We start from the raw sequence: 17,214 nt of genomic DNA, 5'->3' as shown, positions 1-17,214 counted from the left end.
ATTGTTTATGCTGCTATCTTTTTCTCGTCACGCAGGGCGCGACGCAAAATCTTGCCGACGTTGGTTTTCGGCAGTTCATCGCGGAACTCGATGTATTTCGGCCGCTTGTAACCCGTGAATTGTTCCTTGCAATACGCGGCCAGCACGGCCTGGGTCAGGTTCGGGTCCTTGCGTACCACAAACACTTTCACGGCTTCGCCCGAATGCTCGTCGGGCACGCCCACGCAGGCGCACTCGAGCACGCCCGGATGGGCTGCGATAACGGCTTCGACTTCGTTCGGATACACGTTGAAGCCGGAGACGAGAATCATGTCTTTCTTGCGGTCCACAATCTTCACGTAGCCGCGCTCATCCATGATGCCAACGTCGCCGGACTTGAAATAGCCGTCGGCCGTCATGACCTTGGCCGTTTCATCGGGACGGTTCCAGTAGCCCGTCATCACTTGCGGGCCACGGATGGCGATCTCGCCCGTCTGCCCCAGCGGCACTTCCTTGCCGTCATCGTCGAGAATCGTGATCTCGGTCGACGGAATCGGCAAGCCGATGGTGCCGGAAAACACCGTGCTGTCGGCGCGGTTGCACGTGGCGACGGGCGACGTTTCCGACAGGCCATAACCCTCGATGATGGACACGCCCGTCGCCTGCAGCCACTTGTCATTGACGGCTTGCTGCACCGCCATGCCGCCGCCATTGGCGATCTTCAAGCCAGAGAAGTCGAGCTTGGCAAAGTCGGGGTGATTCACCAGCGCGTTATACAGCGTATTGACCGCCGGCAGCAGGTTGAACTTGTACTTGCCCAGTTCCTTGATCAGCCCAGGGATATCGCGCGGATTCGGGATCAGGATATTCAGCGCACCCACGCGCGTGCCCCACATCGCGCACGCCGTCAGGGCAAAGATATGGTACAGCGGCAAGGCGCAAACGATGATCAGCTGCTCGCGGCTGTTCGGATCGAGCGCCGCGCCCGACCACGCTTCGCTCTGCAGCACATTGGCGATCACGTTGCGGTGGCTCAAGGTCGCACCTTTCGACACGCCCGTCGTGCCACCCGTGTATTGCAGGAAAGCAGGGTCGTTGATGCTCAGCTCGACGGGCGTGAGTTTCATGCGGCTGCCCAGCGCCAGCGCCTGCTTGAAACGCATGGCGTTCGGCAAGGAATACGCGGGCACCATCTTCTTGACGTTGCGCACGACAAAATTGACGAGCATGCCCTTCAAACCGCCCAGCATCTCGCCCATGCTGGCGACGACGATGTGCTTGACGGCCGTCTTGCTCAACACTTGTTCCAGCGTATGGGCAAAGTTTTCCAGCACGATGATGGCTTCGCTGCCCGAATCATTGAGCTGGTGCTCGAGTTCGCGCGGCGTGTACAGCGGGTTGACGTTGACCACCGTGTAACCGGCGCGCAGCACGGCAGCGATCGCCACCGGATACTGCAGCACGTTCGGCATCATCAGGGCGACCCGGGCGCCCTTCTTCAGGCCACGGCTTTGCAGCCAGGCACCGAGCTGGCGCGAATAGGTGTCGAGCTCGGCATAGGTGAGAAATTTGTCCATACAGACATAGGCATTGCGGTCCGCATATTTTTGAAACGCCTCTTCCAGCAAATGCACCAGCGAACGATATTGATCAGGATCGATGTCGGCGGGAACGCCGGGAGGGTATGACTTCAGCCAAATTTTTTCCATCCTGTGCCTCTTGTCTCGAATAATCGTGGGGGAGCCGGCGCAGCCTGCCGGCGCGGATCATTGCTGCGGATTCTGTCGTCCTGCAGTCAGTTTGAGCATTCTGACGAGCAATTGCTCTATGCTACTAATGCGATGCTATCGGGCGCCGCGCTTCCATGCAAGCGCTTTCAACAGTATTCGAGCAGCAACTCTAAGCGCATTTTGTGCTGCACTGCAGCATGATAAATACACTGTTACCGAATCGCTTGCCTCACCGTACGGGACAATCTTTACGGGTCAGGGGCTGGACAATTGTTCCAGCGCATGCCTGCGCTCAGGCTTCTTGATCTGGGCCATTGTGTGCACTGCAGCATAAAAAGCACGAAAGTTCTTTTTTTCTTCCAGCAATTTTTTGAAGGCAGGCAAAAATTCATTGTAGGTCGACACGGAAGCGAGGTGCGCATTGCTCAATGGCTGCTCGAACCAGCGGTCGTAACCGGTAAAACCGCCCCAGTCTTGCTTCAATACCTGATACGCGTCTTGCAGCGCCGCAAACACCTGCGCCTTGCGCGCGCGCTTGTCCGCCTCGCTGGCGTCGCTCGCATACACGGTCTCCAGCTTGCCCCGGTATGCCAGCAGCAAGGCCAGAAAATCCTGGCGCCGCGCCGCATACTGGGCGTATGACGCACGCATGGCGTCATTGCCCTCGCGCGCCAGCCAGCGCTGCACGCCCGCCTCTTCCACGGCACTGGCAAACGATTCGTTGAAGGCCGAATCACCGGGCACGTACACCACCTGGTGCGCCAGCTCATGGAAGATCAGGCGCGCCAGTTCCGCATCGTTGTAATTGATAAAGGTCGACAGCAGGGGATCATCGAACCAGCCCAGGGTGGAATACGCGGGCACGCCGCTCACCTGCACGTCGTAATGCTGGGCGCGCAACTCGTCGGCATATGCGAGCGCCTCGTCCTTGCTGTAATAGCCACGATAGCTGACGCAGCCGGCGATGGGGAAACACCATTGCAGCGGCTGCAGCGACAGTTCCGGCGTGGCCACCACGTTCCACAGCACAAATGGACGCCGCAGGGTGGCGTAGTTCTTGTAGCTGCCATTGTCGGGCAAGTCCAGCTCGCTGACGGCAAAGCGGCGAATTTGCTGCGCCCTGGCCAGGCGCACTTTCAGGCGCGGCTCGGTGGCCGGGTCGTCGAGCCAGGCACCGATGGGCCGCGCGCCCGACCACAAGGCATATTGTCCCTGCGCCGCTTGCGTGTAATAGCGCAGCTGCGTGCAGCCACCCAGCAGCAGGCACACCGTGCCGACAAGCAAGCAGGCCGGCCAGCGCAGCATGTCAGGCAACCTTTTCCACTTCGACCAGCGTATCGTAGAAGGTCGGCGCGCGGCCCATGTCCGTCAGGCGCTGGCTGGTCACTTCATTGGCGTTCTTGCCATCGCTGGCGAGTTTCTTCCACCACACGGACAAGCCCACCACCAGGCCTTTTCTCGCCTTGTCCGTGACCCTGGCCTTGGCAACAAAGCTGCCACGGTCGTTGAAGATGCGCACCATATCGCCGGCCACGATGCCGCGCGCGGCGCCATCATCGGGATGAATATCGAGGTGTGGCTCGCCTTCGGCCGCGCGCAGGCTTTTCACGTTGACGAACGTGGAATTGAGGAAATTGCGTGCCGGCGGGGAAATCATGGCCAGCGGGAAACGCGCCGCCAATGCGGGATTGCTGGCCAACGATTCGTGCGGCGCGATATACGTCGGCAAGGGATCGAGTCCCGCCTGCGCCATGGCGCTGGAATAAAACTCGCACTTGCCCGATGGCGTGGGGAAACCACCCTCGGCAAATGGCGCCTCGGGCATGGCCAGCTTTTGCCAGCCCGTGCGTTTCAGCGATTCCCAGTCGAAATGCACGGCGCGCGCATCCGTCGCATCGAAGGCCTTGGCCGCCAGCGCATCGTCGCTTTCCTGGAAGCACGGATCATCAAAGCCCATGTATTGGGCCAGCAGGCGGAAGATTTCCGTATTCGCCTTCGCTTCGCCCAGCGGCGCCACGGCCGCATTGTTCGCCATCATGTATAAATGGCCATAAGTGGAATGCGCATCGACATGTTCGAGCTGCGTGGTGGCGGGCAGCACGATGTCGGCGTAATCGACGGTATCGGTCTGGAACTGTTCGAGCACGACCGTAAACAAGTCTTCGCGGGCAAAGCCCTGCGCCACTTTCGAGGAATCGGGCGCCACCGCCAGGGGATTCGAGTTGTAGACGATCACGGCTTCCACTTGCGGGCCGAACTCGGGCGAGCTGGTTTTCAGCAGATCGTCGCCGATGGTGCTCATGTTGATGGTGCGCGGCGTGCCCTTGAGTAAATCCGGGCGCTGCAAGGCCTTGCGGTTGACGGGGAACGAACCCGAGCTCGACAGCTGCATGCCGCCGGCAGGATGGCGCCAGGCGCCCGTCAGGGCTGGCAGGCAAGCGATATTGCGCACGGCCATGCCGCCGCCATGCACGCGCTGCACGCCGTAGTTGGTACGGATGGCGGCGCCCTCGCCAGAACGGCATGCCTGGCCGTACAGGCGCGCCAGTTCCACCACTTCCGTCGTGGTGATGCCGCATACCTCGGCCACGCGCTCGGGCGGCCATGCCAGCGCGCGCTGTTTGAGTTCCGCATAGCCCACGGTGTAGCGGTCGATATAGTCCTGGTCAACCAGGTTTTCCGTGATCAGGACATGCATCAAGCCCAGCGCCAGGGCCGCATCGGTGCCGGGCAGCAAGGCGATATGCTGGTGGCATTTTTCGGCCGTCAGCGAGCGATACGGGTCGATGGCGATCAGGGTGGCGCCATTGCGCTTGGCCTCTTGCGCGCGCATCCAGAAGTGCAGGTTCGAGGCGATCGGGTTGCCGCCCCAGATGATGATCAATTTTGCGTTCTGGAATTGCTCCAGGTCCGTGCCGATGCTGGCGCCCACCGTGTACCGGTAGCCGGTGGCGCCGGCCGAGGCGCAAATGGTGCGGTCCAGCAGGGAAGCACCGAGCTGGTTGAAAAAGCGCGACGACATCGACTCGCCCTGCACCAGGCCCATGGTGCCGCAGTAGCTGTACGGCAAGATCGCCTGCGGATCGCGCGCGGCGATCGGTTTCAAGCGGGCCGCGATGGTCTGCAATGCTTCTTCCCAGCTGATGCGTTCGAACTTTCCCTCCCCCTTCTTGCCCACGCGGCGCAGCGGATGCAGCAGCCGGTCCGCATGGTAGGTGCGTTCCGTGAAGCGCGACACCTTGGTGCACAGCACGCCCGCCGTGGTCGGGTGATCAGGATCGCCCTTGACGGCGGTTGCCACCCCATCGGTCACCGTGACCAGAAGGGCGCAGGTATCGGGGCAGTCGAGCGGGCAGGCGGCGCGCACTTGGGTGGTGGTCATGGTGCAATCCAAAAACGTTGGGGGAAGGCGATACTGTAAACCATTCCGCGTGCTTGCTGTTGGCGCCATGGCAAGCTGGTCCGTGCGCTGGATTTACCCGGCAAACAAGGGCTACAATGCACCATTAGCCGCGTCTGTTTTTGATCAAACAGCGCGGTCCGGCGCGCCATACATTGCTGCGTGCCAGCATCCACAGGAGAGTTCCATGAAACTAGTTGATCCGATCTTGGCGTTTCAATCCGAGCTGCAAGGTATCCGCCGCGACCTGCATGCGCACCCCGAACTGTGCTACGAAGAACAGCGCACCTCGGACGTGGTCGCCGCCAAACTGACGCAATGGGGCATTCCCGTGGTACGCGGCCTGGGCCGCACTGGCGTGGTCGGCATCATCCAGCATGGCACTTCGACACGCGCCATCGGCCTGCGCGCCGACATGGATGCCTTGCCGATGCAGGAAATGAATACCTTCGAGCATGCTTCACGCCACCCGGGCAAGATGCACGCCTGCGGCCACGACGGCCACACGGCCATGCTGCTCGGTGCCGCCCATTACCTGGCGCAGCACCGCCATTTCGACGGCACCGTGTACCTGATCTTCCAGCCGGCCGAAGAAGGCGGCGCCGGCGCGCGCGAAATGATCGAAGATGGCTTGTTTACCCGCTTTCCCATGGATGCCATCTACGGCATGCACAACTGGCCGGGCGCCGAAACAGGCACGCTGAGCGTGGTGGAAGGGCCGATGATGGCGTCCAGCAATGAATTCCACGTCACCGTCAAAGGCAAGGGCGCGCATGCGGCCCAGCCCCACAAGGGCATCGATCCCGTGATGGTGGCCGTGCAAATCGCGCAAAGCTGGCAAACCGTCATCACGCGCAACAAGAGCCCGCTCGATACGGCCGTGCTGTCGATCACGCAGATCCATGCGGGCAGCGCCACCAATGTGATCCCTGATGACGCCAGCCTGGTTGGCACCGTACGCACCTTTACCACGCCCGTGCTGGACCTGATCGAAGAGCGCATGCGCGAGATCGCCGTGCATACGGCGGCCGCCTTTGGCGCCGAAGTCGAGTTCCACTTCAAGCGCAACTATCCGCCGCTGGTCAACCACGCGAAGGAAACGGCGTTTGCCGTCGACGTGATGAAAAGCGTGGTGGGGGCCGACAAGGTCAACGCGAATGTCGAACCGACCATGGGCGCGGAAGATTTCGCCTTCTTCCTGCAAGAAAAAGCCGGCTGCTACATCTTCATCGGCAATGGCGATGGCGAGCACCGCGATGGCGGCCACGGCCTGGGGCCATGCGTTCTGCACAATGGCAGCTACGACTTCAACGACAATCTGTTACCGATTGGCGCCAGTTTCTGGGTCAAGCTGGCCGAAGCGAGCCTGCCCATCGCTTAACTGAGCTTAACTGAGCTTGTCCGGGCCGTCACCAAGGCGCTGACCCGGATTCAACGCTTCCAGGGCCAGCAAGGCAGCCGCATGGTCGGCTGTCGGGTACGTTTCAGCAATGGTTTCGTAGCGCTGCGTTACCAGTTGCGTCACCGGCAAGGTGACGTGCGCCGCCTCGGCCGCCGCGAGGATGTTGTGCATGTCCTTGATCTGGCTCTTCACCTGGCCACCAGCAACAAAGTTACGTTCCAGCATGCGCTGGCCATGCACCTCCAAAATCTTGCTCTCGGCAAAACCGCCGCGGATGGCTGCCCGTACGGCGGCGGCATCGGCGCCCGCCGCCTGGGCCAGCAACAGCGCTTCGGCCACGATATTCAGGGTCGCGCCGACGATCAGCTGATTGCACAGCTTGGCCACCTGGCCACTGCCGGGCGGGCCCACCAAAGTCGGACGGCCCATGGCCGCCAGAATCGATTCAACCCGCGCGTAATCGCTGGTGCTGGCGCCGGCCATGATGGCCAGGGTGCCCGCCTGCGCGCCGCCGACGCCGCCCGACACGGGCGCATCGATGAAGGCATGGCCTGCCGCGTGCAAGGTGGCATGAAATTGTTGGGCCTCTGATTGCTTGGTGGAACTCATATCGATCCACAGCGCACCTGCGGGCAGGGCCGGCAGCGCCTTTTGCAACACCTGCGCCACGATGGGACCGGCTTCCAGCATCGAGATAACCACGTCCGCGCCACTGACCGCCTCAGCCACGGATACGGCCGGCTGCGCCCCTGCCGCACGCAGCACTTGGGCCTTGCTGTGCGTGCGATTCCAAATTGTGACAGAATATCCAGCGCGCAGCAGGCACCGGACCATCGGATCCCCCATCAGACCGATACCGAGAAATGCGATTTTTGTAGAGAATGTCAATTGAACCCCTGAGATCAACAAGTGGCGAGAGCGGCATCAAAGCAAGGTGCCTGTACAACAATAGCCTATCGGCCAATTTTACGATGAAAGTCTCTATGTTCTTCAAGAAGAATCTCCTCAAATCCATCGCCGCCGTTGCCGCGCTGATGGCGGCCAACGCCGGCTTTGCCGCCGACGACAAACTGATCGACTCCGTCTACGGCGAATATGCCAAGGGCGTGAAGGTACAAATGGTACGCGCTGGCGTGACCTCGAACTGGGATAAGGCCTGGTTTGTATCGAATGGCACGCAGCTGAGCGGTTACTGGGATGCCAGCATCGGCGGCTGGGATGGCAAGAGCTATCGCAACGTCCCTGGCCAGCATCAAAAACTGTGGGATCTGGGCTTTACTCCCGTGTTCCGCTTTGAAAACACAAACAAGCTGGGCTTCTATGCGGAAGGCGGCATTGGCGTACACATGCTGTCGAAGCTGTACGACAACGACGATAACCGTCTGTCGACCCACTTCCAGTTCGGCGACCATATCGGCGTCGGCTATATCTTCAATAACAAATGGGAAGTCGCTGCGAAGATCCAGCATTTCTCGAATGGCGGCTACAAGAAGCCTAACAGTGGCGTCAATTACATGAACGTCAAAGTCGCTTATCACTTTTAATGGGTTTAATAAATGACAAAGGCAGCGCGTAGCGCTGCCTTTTTTTACGCCTGTACGCTGTAAAACCTGCCAAAGCGCCAAACGAAAAAAAACCCGACCATTGCTGATCGGGGTTTTTCTCTACTGCGTATAACAAGCCTGACGATAACCTACTTTCACACTGGTTGCAGCACTATCATCGGCGCAAAGTTGTTTCACGGTCCTGTTCGGCATGGGAAGGGGTGGGACCAACTTGCTATGGTCATCAGGCATAACTTGTACTGGCATTTGTCCTCAGTGGAGCGACAAAGCCTGAATCTGGAAGAAGCAAAGATTGGGTAATGAATAGTAGTATCAACAAACGCACAACGTTGTACCGTCTTATCCTCTGTACCTGCTAAGGTTATAGGGACAAGCCGTACGGGCAATTAGTACTGGTTAGCTTAATGCATTACTGCACTTCCACACCCAGCCTATCAACGTCCTGGTCTCGAACGACCCTTCAAAGAGCTCAAGGCTCTGGGAAATCTCATCTCAAGGCAAGTTTCCCGCTTAGATGCTTTCAGCGGTTATCTCTTCCGTATTTAGCTACCCGGCAATGCCACTGGCGTGACAACCGGTACACCAGAGATACGTCCACTCCGGTCCTCTCGTACTAGGAGCAGCCCCCTTCAAATTTCCAACGCCCACGGCAGATAGGGACCAAACTGTCTCACGACGTTTTAAACCCAGCTCACGTACCACTTTAAATGGCGAACAGCCATACCCTTGGGACCGGCTACAGCCCCAGGATGTGATGAGCCGACATCGAGGTGCCAAACTCCCCCGTCGATATGAACTCTTGGGAGGAATCAGCCTGTTATCCCCAGAGTACCTTTTATCCGTTGAGCGATGGCCCTTCCATACAGAACCACCGGATCACTATGTCCTACTTTCGTACCTGCTCGACTTGTCAGTCTCGCAGTTAAGCACGCTTATGCCATTGCACTATCAACACGATGTCCGACCGTATCTAGCGTACCTTCGAACTCCTCCGTTACACTTTAGGAGGAGACCGCCCCAGTCAAACTGCCTACCATGCACTGTCCCCGATCCGGATAACGGACCAAGGTTAGAACCTCAAACAAACCAGGGTGGTATTTCAAGGTTGGCTCCACGAGAACTAGCGTCCCCGCTTCAAAGCCTCCCACCTATCCTACACAGATTGGTTCAAAGTCCAATGCAAAGCTACAGTAAAGGTTCATGGGGTCTTTCCGTCTAGCCGCGGGTAGATTGCATCATCACAAACATTTCAACTTCGCTGAGTCTCGGGAGGAGACAGTGTGGCCATCGTTACGCCATTCGTGCAGGTCGGAACTTACCCGACAAGGAATTTCGCTACCTTAGGACCGTTATAGTTACGGCCGCCGTTTACTGGGACTTCAATCAAGAGCTTGCACCCCATCATTTAATCTTCCAGCACCGGGCAGGCGTCACACCCTATACGTCCACTTTCGTGTTTGCAGAGTGCTGTGTTTTTATTAAACAGTCGCAGCCACCAGTTTATTGCAACCCTTTCACCCTTCTGGAGTAAACCAGTCAAGCTACCGGGGCGTACCTTTTCCCGAAGTTACGGTACCAATTTGCCGAGTTCCTTCTCCCGAGTTCTCTCAAGCGCCTTAGAATACTCATCTCGCCCACCTGTGTCGGTTTGCGGTACGGTCTCGTATGACTGAAGCTTAGAGGCTTTTCTTGGAACCACTTCCGATTGCTTCATGAATAAATTCACTCGTCTCAACCCCTTGAATTCCGTACCCGGATTTGCCTAAGTACCTTCTATGAGCCAAAAACCAACTATTCCAACAGTTGGACAACCTTCCGCGATCCGTCCCCCCATCGCATCATACGACGGTGCAGGAATATTAACCTGCTTCCCATCAGCTACGCATCTCTGCCTCGCCTTAGGGGCCGACTCACCCTGCTCCGATGAACGTTGAACAGGAAACCTTGGGCTTACGGCGTGGAGGCTTTTCACCCCCATTATCGCTACTCATGTCAGCATTCGCACTTCTGATACCTCCAGCATCCTTTACAAGACACCTTCGCAGGCTTACAGAACGCTCTCCTACCATATATATTGCTATATATCCGCAGCTTCGGTGACTGGCTTAGCCCCGTTACATCTTCCGCGCAGGACGACTCGATCAGTGAGCTATTACGCTTTCTTTAAATGATGGCTGCTTCTAAGCCAACATCCTGACTGTTTTAGCCTTCCCACTTCGTTTTCCACTTAGCCAATCTTTGGGACCTTAGCTGGCGGTCTGGGTTGTTTCCCTCTTGACGCCGGACGTTAGCACCCGACGTCTGTCTCCCAAGCTCGCACTCATCGGTATTCGGAGTTTGCAATGGTTTGGTAAGTCGCAATGACCCCCTAGCCATAACAGTGCTCTACCCCCGATGGTGATACTTGAGGCACTACCTAAATAGTTTTCGGAGAGAACCAGCTATTTCCAAGTTTGTTTAGCCTTTCACCCCTACCCACAGCTCATCCCCTAATTTTTCAACATTAGTGGGTTCGGACCTCCAGGGCGTGTTACCGCACCTTCATCCTGGCCATGAGTAGATCACTTGGTTTCGGGTCTACACCCAGCGACTGATCGCCCTATTCGGACTCGATTTCTCTACGGCTTCCCTATGCGGTTAACCTTGCCACTGAATGTAAGTCGCTGACCCATTATACAAAAGGTACGCAGTCACGGAACAAGTCCGCTCCTACTGTTTGTATGCACACGGTTTCAGGATCTATTTCACTCCCCTTCCGGGGTTCTTTTCGCCTTTCCCTCACGGTACTGGTTCACTATCGGTCGATTACGAGTATTTAGCCTTGGAGGATGGTCCCCCCATATTCAGACAGGATGTCACGTGTCCCGCCCTACTTGTCGTACGCTTAGTATCACCGGTCCAATTTCACATACGGGGCTATCACCCACTATGGCTCCCATTTCCAGGGGATTCTGTTATCGGTCCGACTATCACGTACAGGCTCTTCCCATTTCGCTCGCCGCTACTTTGGGAATCTCGGTTGATTTCTTTTCCTGCAGCTACTTAGATGTTTCAGTTCGCCGCGTTCGCCTTGCATACCTATGTATTCAGTATGCAATACCCTAAAAGGGTGGGTTGCCCCATTCGGAAATCTGCGGATCAAAGTGTGTTTGCTCACTCCCCGCAGCTTATCGCAAGCTACTACGTCCTTCATCGCCTGTAATCGCCAAGGCATCCACCATGTGCACTTATTCGCTTGTCCCTATAACGTTAGCCTCTCATCATTTACATGATGAAAGAGCGTTACAGGAATAAGAAAGTACAACGTTGTTGCTTGTTTGTTGATACATACAATCATTACCCATCGATTTGCTTTTTACGGCAAACCAATCAATAAATAATCTTTACTTCTTCCAGATTGTTAAAGAACATACAGCACTTGATCTCGAAAAGACCAAACCTAAATCCCGGTGCACTTATCAGCACTGATTTACGTTTGAACTTTTGGTGGAGGATGACGGGATCGAACCGACGACCCCCTGCTTGCAAAGCAGGTGCTCTCCCAGCTGAGCTAATCCCCCTAGGGTATTTCCAGACTACAGAAACTGGTAGGGCTGGTTGGACTCGAACCAACGACCCCCGCGTTATCAACACGGTGCTCTAACCAGCTGAGCTACAGCCCCAAATGCTGTTCTTTATATTAACAGCCGATAAGTGTGAACATTTGATGCGTGAATCATTTCTGATTCGTGCAAACTCTAGAAAGGAGGTGATCCAGCCGCACCTTCCGATACGGCTACCTTGTTACGACTTCACCCCAGTCACGAATCCTACCGTGGTAAGCGCCCTCCTTGCGGTTAAGCTACCTACTTCTGGTAAAACCCGCTCCCATGGTGTGACGGGCGGTGTGTACAAGACCCGGGAACGTATTCACCGCGACATGCTGATCCGCGATTACTAGCGATTCCAACTTCATGCAGTCGAGTTGCAGACTACAATCCGGACTACGATACACTTTCTGCGATTAGCTCCCCCTCGCGGGTTGGCGGCGCTCTGTATGTACCATTGTATGACGTGTGAAGCCCTACCCATAAGGGCCATGAGGACTTGACGTCATCCCCACCTTCCTCCGGTTTGTCACCGGCAGTCTCATTAGAGTGCCCTTTCGTAGCAACTAATGACAAGGGTTGCGCTCGTTGCGGGACTTAACCCAACATCTCACGACACGAGCTGACGACAGCCATGCAGCACCTGTGTACTGGTTCTCTTTCGAGCACTCCCTGATCTCTCAAGGATTCCAGCCATGTCAAGGGTAGGTAAGGTTTTTCGCGTTGCATCGAATTAATCCACATCATCCACCGCTTGTGCGGGTCCCCGTCAATTCCTTTGAGTTTTAATCTTGCGACCGTACTCCCCAGGCGGTCTACTTCACGCGTTAGCTGCGTTACCAAGTCAATTAAGACCCGACAACTAGTAGACATCGTTTAGGGCGTGGACTACCAGGGTATCTAATCCTGTTTGCTCCCCACGCTTTCGTGCATGAGCGTCAATCTTAACCCAGGGGGCTGCCTTCGCCATCGGTGTTCCTCCACATATCTACGCATTTCACTGCTACACGTGGAATTCTACCCCCCTCTGCCAGATTCTAGCCTTGCAGTCTCCAATGCAATTCCCAGGTTGAGCCCGGGGATTTCACATCAGACTTACAAAACCGCCTGCGCACGCTTTACGCCCAGTAATTCCGATTAACGCTTGCACCCTACGTATTACCGCGGCTGCTGGCACGTAGTTAGCCGGTGCTTATTCTTCAGGTACCGTCATTAGCAAAAGATATTAGCTCTCACCGTTTCTTCCCTGACAAAAGAGCTTTACAACCCGAAGGCCTTCTTCACTCACGCGGCATTGCTGGATCAGGCTTTCGCCCATTGTCCAAAATTCCCCACTGCTGCCTCCCGTAGGAGTCTGGACCGTGTCTCAGTTCCAGTGTGGCTGGTCGTCCTCTCAGACCAGCTACTGATCGATGCCTTGGTAGGCTTTTACCCTACCAACTAGCTAATCAGATATCGGCCGCTCCACGAGCATGAGGTCTTGCGATCCCCCACTTTCATCCTTAGATCGTATGCGGTATTAGCGTAACTTTCGCTACGTTATCCCCCACTCTAGGGTACGTTCCGATATATTACTCACCCGTTCGCCACTCGCCACCAGAGCAAGCTCCGTGCTGCCGTTCGACTTGCATGTGTAAGGCATGCCGCCAGCGTTCAATCTGAGCCAGGATCAAACTCTTCAGTTTAATCTCTGTTTAATGTCATTTCTGACAGGTCGGACAGTATCACTACCATCCAAATCTTTTGCATTGCAAAAGATTTGCTCACTCAAAAAACTGACAGGCTACTTCCGAAGAAGTATCCTATTTCATTATTTCTTGTGAACATTTGATATTTTAAGTTAGACGCCAATCCGAAGATTGACGCTGCACTTACATCAAATGCCCACACTTATCGACTGTTAATTGTTAAAGAACGGTATTCGGTACTGCTTATTTACTACTCTCGCGCTATCGACAAAGCGTTGTGTTTGTCAGCTGCGAAGAAGGAAGAGTATGAAGCGTTTCGGCTAATTCGTCAACCTTCTTTTTTACTACCCTCACCGTTTCCAGCGATCCCGTTGTTTCGCAAACTGCTGCGTCTCATTGGGGAGGCGAACTATAGCAAAGCTATACGCAGGCAGCAAGGTTTATTCTAAGAAAATGTGAAATTTAATGGTGCGATGCCATATCGCCATCAAATTGACCAGGTAACACTATTCTGAATGCCCTGGTGCCCATTGAAGCTTGCATATTAACGGGCTGATCCACATGCAGCTGTACCAGCTCGGCGCCGGCCTGGTGACTGCAGGAGCATCAATGCGGAGATTCGTACGGGCTGACGACTGCATTTTCAGTCATGCCTGGGGAATAAAGCGCCAGACGAAAAAAAACCCCACCATTGCTGGCGGGGTTTTTCTCTACTGCGAATAACAAGCCTGACGATAACCTACTTTCACACTGGTTGCAGCACTATCATCGGCGCAAAGTTGTTTCACGGTCCTGTTCGGGATGGGAAGGGGTGGGACCAACTTGCTATGGTCATCAGGCATAACTTGTACTGGCATTTGTCCTCAGTGGAGCGACAAAGCCTGAATCTGGAAGAAGCAAAGATTGGGTAATGAATAGTAGTATCAACAAACGCACAACGTTGTACCGTCTTATCCTCTGTACCTGCTAAGGTTATAGGGACAAGCCGTACGGGCAATTAGTACTGGTTAGCTTAATGCATTACTGCACTTCCACACCCAGCCTATCAACGTCCTGGTCTCGAACGACCCTTCAAAGAGCTCAAGGCTCTGGGAAATCTCATCTCAAGGCAAGTTTCCCGCTTAGATGCTTTCAGCGGTTATCTCTTCCGTATTTAGCTACCCGGCAATGCCACTGGCGTGACAACCGGTACACCAGAGATACGTCCACTCCGGTCCTCTCGTACTAGGAGCAGCCCCCTTCAAATTTCCAACGCCCACGGCAGATAGGGACCAAACTGTCTCACGACGTTTTAAACCCAGCTCACGTACCACTTTAAATGGCGAACAGCCATACCCTTGGGACCGGCTACAGCCCCAGGATGTGATGAGCCGACATCGAGGTGCCAAACTCCCCCGTCGATATGAACTCTTGGGAGGAATCAGCCTGTTATCCCCAGAGTACCTTTTATCCGTTGAGCGATGGCCCTTCCATACAGAACCACCGGATCACTATGTCCTACTTTCGTACCTGCTCGACTTGTCAGTCTCGCAGTTAAGCACGCTTATGCCATTGCACTATCAACACGATGTCCGACCGTATCTAGCGTACCTTCGAACTCCTCCGTTACACTTTAGGAGGAGACCGCCCCAGTCAAACTGCCTACCATGCACTGTCCCCGATCCGGATAACGGACCAAGGTTAGAACCTCAAACAAACCAGGGTGGTATTTCAAGGTTGGCTCCACGAGAACTAGCGTCCCCGCTTCAAAGCCTCCCACCTATCCTACACAGATTGGTTCAAAGTCCAATGCAAAGCTACAGTAAAGGTTCATGGGGTCTTTCCGTCTAGCCGCGGGTAGATTGCATCATCACAAACATTTCAACTTCGCTGAGTCTCGGGAGGAGACAGTGTGGCCATCGTTACGCCATTCGTGCAGGTCGGAACTTACCCGACAAGGAATTTCGCTACCTTAGGACCGTTATAGTTACGGCCGCCGTTTACTGGGACTTCAATCAAGAGCTTGCACCCCATCATTTAATCTTCCAGCACCGGGCAGGCGTCACACCCTATACGTCCACTTTCGTGTTTGCAGAGTGCTGTGTTTTTATTAAACAGTCGCAGCCACCAGTTTATTGCAACCCTTTCACCCTCATGGAGTAAACCAATCAAGCTACCGGGGCGTACCTTTTCCCGAAGTTACGGTACCAATTTGCCGAGTTCCTTCTCCCGAGTTCTCTCAAGCGCCTTAGAATACTCATCTCGCCCACCTGTGTCGGTTTGCGGTACGGTCTCGTATGACTGAAGCTTAGAGGCTTTTCTTGGAACCACTTCCGATTGCTTCATGCACAAGTGCACTCGTCTCAACCCCTTGAATTGCGCACCCGGATTTGCCTAAGTGCCTTCTATGAGCCAAAAACCAACTATTCCAACAGTTGGACAACCTTCCGCGATCCGTCCCCCCATCGCATCATACGACGGTGCAGGAATATTAACCTGCTTCCCATCAGCTACGCATCTCTGCCTCGCCTTAGGGGCCGACTCACCCTGCTCCGATGAACGTTGAACAGGAAACCTTGGGCTTACGGCGTGGAGGCTTTTCACCCCCATTATCGCTACTCATGTCAGCATTCGCACTTCTGATACCTCCAGCATCCTTTACAAGACACCTTCGCAGGCTTACAGAACGCTCTCCTACCATATCCAATAAAGGATATCCGCAGCTTCGGTGACTGGCTTAGCCCCGTTACATCTTCCGCGCAGGACGACTCGATCAGTGAGCTATTACGCTTTCTTTAAATGATGGCTGCTTCTAAGCCAACATCCTGACTGTTTTAGCCTTCCCACTTCGTTTTCCACTTAGCCAATCTTTGGGACCTTAGCTGGCGGTCTGGGTTGTTTCCCTCTTGACGCCGGACGTTAGCACCCGACGTCTGTCTCCCAAGCTCGCACTCATCGGTATTCGGAGTTTGCAATGGTTTGGTAAGTCGCAATGACCCCCTAGCCATAACAGTGCTCTACCCCCGATGGTGATACTTGAGGCACTACCTAAATAGTTTTCGGAGAGAACCAGCTATTTCCAAGTTTGTTTAGCCTTTCACCCCTACCCACAGCTCATCCCCTAATTTTTCAACATTAGTGGGTTCGGACCTCCAGGGCGTGTTACCGCACCTTCATCCTGGCCATGAGTAGATCACTTGGTTTCGGGTCTACACCCAGCGACTGATCGCCCTATTCGGACTCGATTTCTCTACGGCTTCCCTATATGGTTAACCTTGCCACTGAATGTAAGTCGCTGACCCATTATACAAAAGGTACGCAGTCACGGAACAAGTCCGCTCCTACTGTTTGTATGCACACGGTTTCAGGATCTATTTCACTCCCCTTCCGGGGTTCTTTTCGCCTTTCCCTCACGGTACTGGTTCACTATCGGTCGATTACGAGTATTTAGCCTTGGAGGATGGTCCCCCCATATTCAGACAGGATGTCACGTGTCCCGCCCTACTTGTCGTACGCTTAGTATCACCGGTCCAATTTCACATACGGGGCTATCACCCACTATGGCTCCTATTTCCAGAGGATTCTGTTATCGGTCCGACTATCACGTACAGGCTCTTCCCATTTCGCTCGCCGCTACTTTGGGAATCTCGGTTGATTTCTTTTCCTGCAGCTACTTAGATGTTTCAGTTCGCCGCGTTCGCCTTGCATACCTATGTATTCAGTATGCAATACCCTAAAAGGGTGGGTTGCCCCATTCGGAAATCTGCGGATCAAAGTGTGTTTGCTCACTCCCCGCAGCTTATCGCAAGCTACTACGTCCTTCATCGCCTGTAATCGCCAAGGCATCCACCATGTGCACTTATTCGCTTGTCCCTATAACGTTA

General features: G+C 55.1%; 6 protein-coding genes, 2 tRNA genes and 5 rRNA genes. 2 read left to right on the top strand and 11 right to left on the bottom strand.

Translation table 11 applies throughout. The features are described from left to right. Window positions 1-5: 5 nt before the first annotated feature. The 3 genes from CLU93_RS13330 to CLU93_RS13320 form a co-directional block, all read right to left on the bottom strand. Window positions 6-1,688: a long-chain fatty acid--CoA ligase gene (locus CLU93_RS13330; protein ID WP_099761838.1), complete on the bottom strand. Its 1,683-nt coding sequence runs from the start codon at window positions 1,686-1,688 to the stop codon at window positions 6-8. Window positions 1,689-1,964: 276 nt separating this feature from the next. After that, the gene (locus CLU93_RS13325; protein WP_099761837.1) at window positions 1,965-3,014 is read right to left on the bottom strand and encodes an aminopeptidase; all 1,050 of its coding nucleotides are present in this window, start codon (window positions 3,012-3,014) and stop codon (window positions 1,965-1,967) included. Window position 3,015: 1 nt separating this feature from the next. After that, on the bottom strand, window positions 3,016-5,091 hold the full coding sequence (locus tag CLU93_RS13320) for a molybdopterin-containing oxidoreductase family protein (RefSeq protein ID WP_099761836.1): 2,076 nt from the start codon (window positions 5,089-5,091) through the stop codon (window positions 3,016-3,018). Between the two features lie 205 nt (window positions 5,092-5,296). Here CLU93_RS13320 and CLU93_RS13315 point away from each other — a divergent pair, with 205 nt between their 5' ends. Next, entirely contained in the window at window positions 5,297-6,490 is a 1,194-nt protein-coding gene (locus tag CLU93_RS13315; RefSeq protein WP_099761835.1) for a M20 aminoacylase family protein, read from the top strand. Between the two features lie 6 nt (window positions 6,491-6,496). Here CLU93_RS13315 and CLU93_RS13310 read toward each other — a convergent pair whose 3' ends face one another. Beyond that, complete coding sequence (locus CLU93_RS13310) at window positions 6,497-7,399, bottom strand: NAD(P)-dependent oxidoreductase (protein WP_373629844.1); 903 nt, start codon at window positions 7,397-7,399, stop codon at window positions 6,497-6,499. An 83-nt stretch (window positions 7,400-7,482) separates the two neighbouring features. Between CLU93_RS13310 and CLU93_RS13305 the strand changes: the two genes are divergently transcribed. Continuing rightward, a complete protein-coding gene (locus CLU93_RS13305; protein WP_243420381.1) occupies window positions 7,483-8,055 on the top strand; it encodes an acyloxyacyl hydrolase in 573 nt (190 codons plus the stop codon). A 136-nt stretch (window positions 8,056-8,191) separates the two neighbouring features. On the opposite strand, the gene rrf (CLU93_RS13300) is transcribed toward CLU93_RS13305, so the two are convergent. The 7 genes from rrf (CLU93_RS13300) to CLU93_RS13265 form a co-directional block, all read right to left on the bottom strand. Further along, window positions 8,192-8,304 (bottom strand): 5S ribosomal RNA (gene rrf, locus CLU93_RS13300). Between the two features lie 137 nt (window positions 8,305-8,441). Next, window positions 8,442-11,317: ribosomal RNA gene (locus tag CLU93_RS13295) — 23S ribosomal RNA — on the bottom strand. A 243-nt stretch (window positions 11,318-11,560) separates the two neighbouring features. Beyond that, window positions 11,561-11,636 (bottom strand) — tRNA-Ala (locus CLU93_RS13290). Between the two features lie 25 nt (window positions 11,637-11,661). Beyond that, window positions 11,662-11,738: transfer RNA gene (locus CLU93_RS13285), tRNA-Ile, on the bottom strand. Between the two features lie 79 nt (window positions 11,739-11,817). After that, window positions 11,818-13,348, bottom strand: a 16S ribosomal RNA gene (locus tag CLU93_RS13280). Window positions 13,349-14,077: 729 nt separating this feature from the next. Beyond that, a 5S ribosomal RNA gene (gene rrf, locus CLU93_RS13270) occupies window positions 14,078-14,190 on the bottom strand. Window positions 14,191-14,327: 137 nt separating this feature from the next. Then, window positions 14,328-17,203, bottom strand: a 23S ribosomal RNA gene (locus CLU93_RS13265). The 16S, 23S and 5S rRNA genes sit together here with 2 tRNA genes alongside, the layout of an rRNA operon. Window positions 17,204-17,214 lie beyond the last annotated feature (11 nt).

The organism is Janthinobacterium sp. 35 (assembly GCF_002754575.1).
Taxonomy (GTDB): Bacteria; Pseudomonadota; Gammaproteobacteria; order Burkholderiales; family Burkholderiaceae_D; genus Janthinobacterium; species Janthinobacterium tructae.
This window is presented reverse-complemented; position numbering and strand designations above follow the sequence as displayed.

What these genes read in the sequence shown, in the direction of transcription:
- CLU93_RS13320 (WP_099761836.1), bottom strand. Translation starts at nt 5,091, where the DNA reads ATGACCACCACCCAAGTGCGCGCCGCCTGCCCGCTCGACTGCCCCGAT.
- CLU93_RS13315 (WP_099761835.1), top strand. Translation starts at nt 5,297, where the DNA reads ATGAAACTAGTTGATCCGATCTTGGCGTTTCAATCCGAGCTGCAAGGT.
- CLU93_RS13330 (WP_099761838.1), bottom strand. Translation starts at nt 1,688, where the DNA reads ATGGAAAAAATTTGGCTGAAGTCATACCCTCCCGGCGTTCCCGCCGAC.
- CLU93_RS13325 (WP_099761837.1), bottom strand. Translation starts at nt 3,014, where the DNA reads ATGCTGCGCTGGCCGGCCTGCTTGCTTGTCGGCACGGTGTGCCTGCTG.
- CLU93_RS13305 (WP_243420381.1), top strand. Translation starts at nt 7,483, where the DNA reads ATGAAAGTCTCTATGTTCTTCAAGAAGAATCTCCTCAAATCCATCGCC.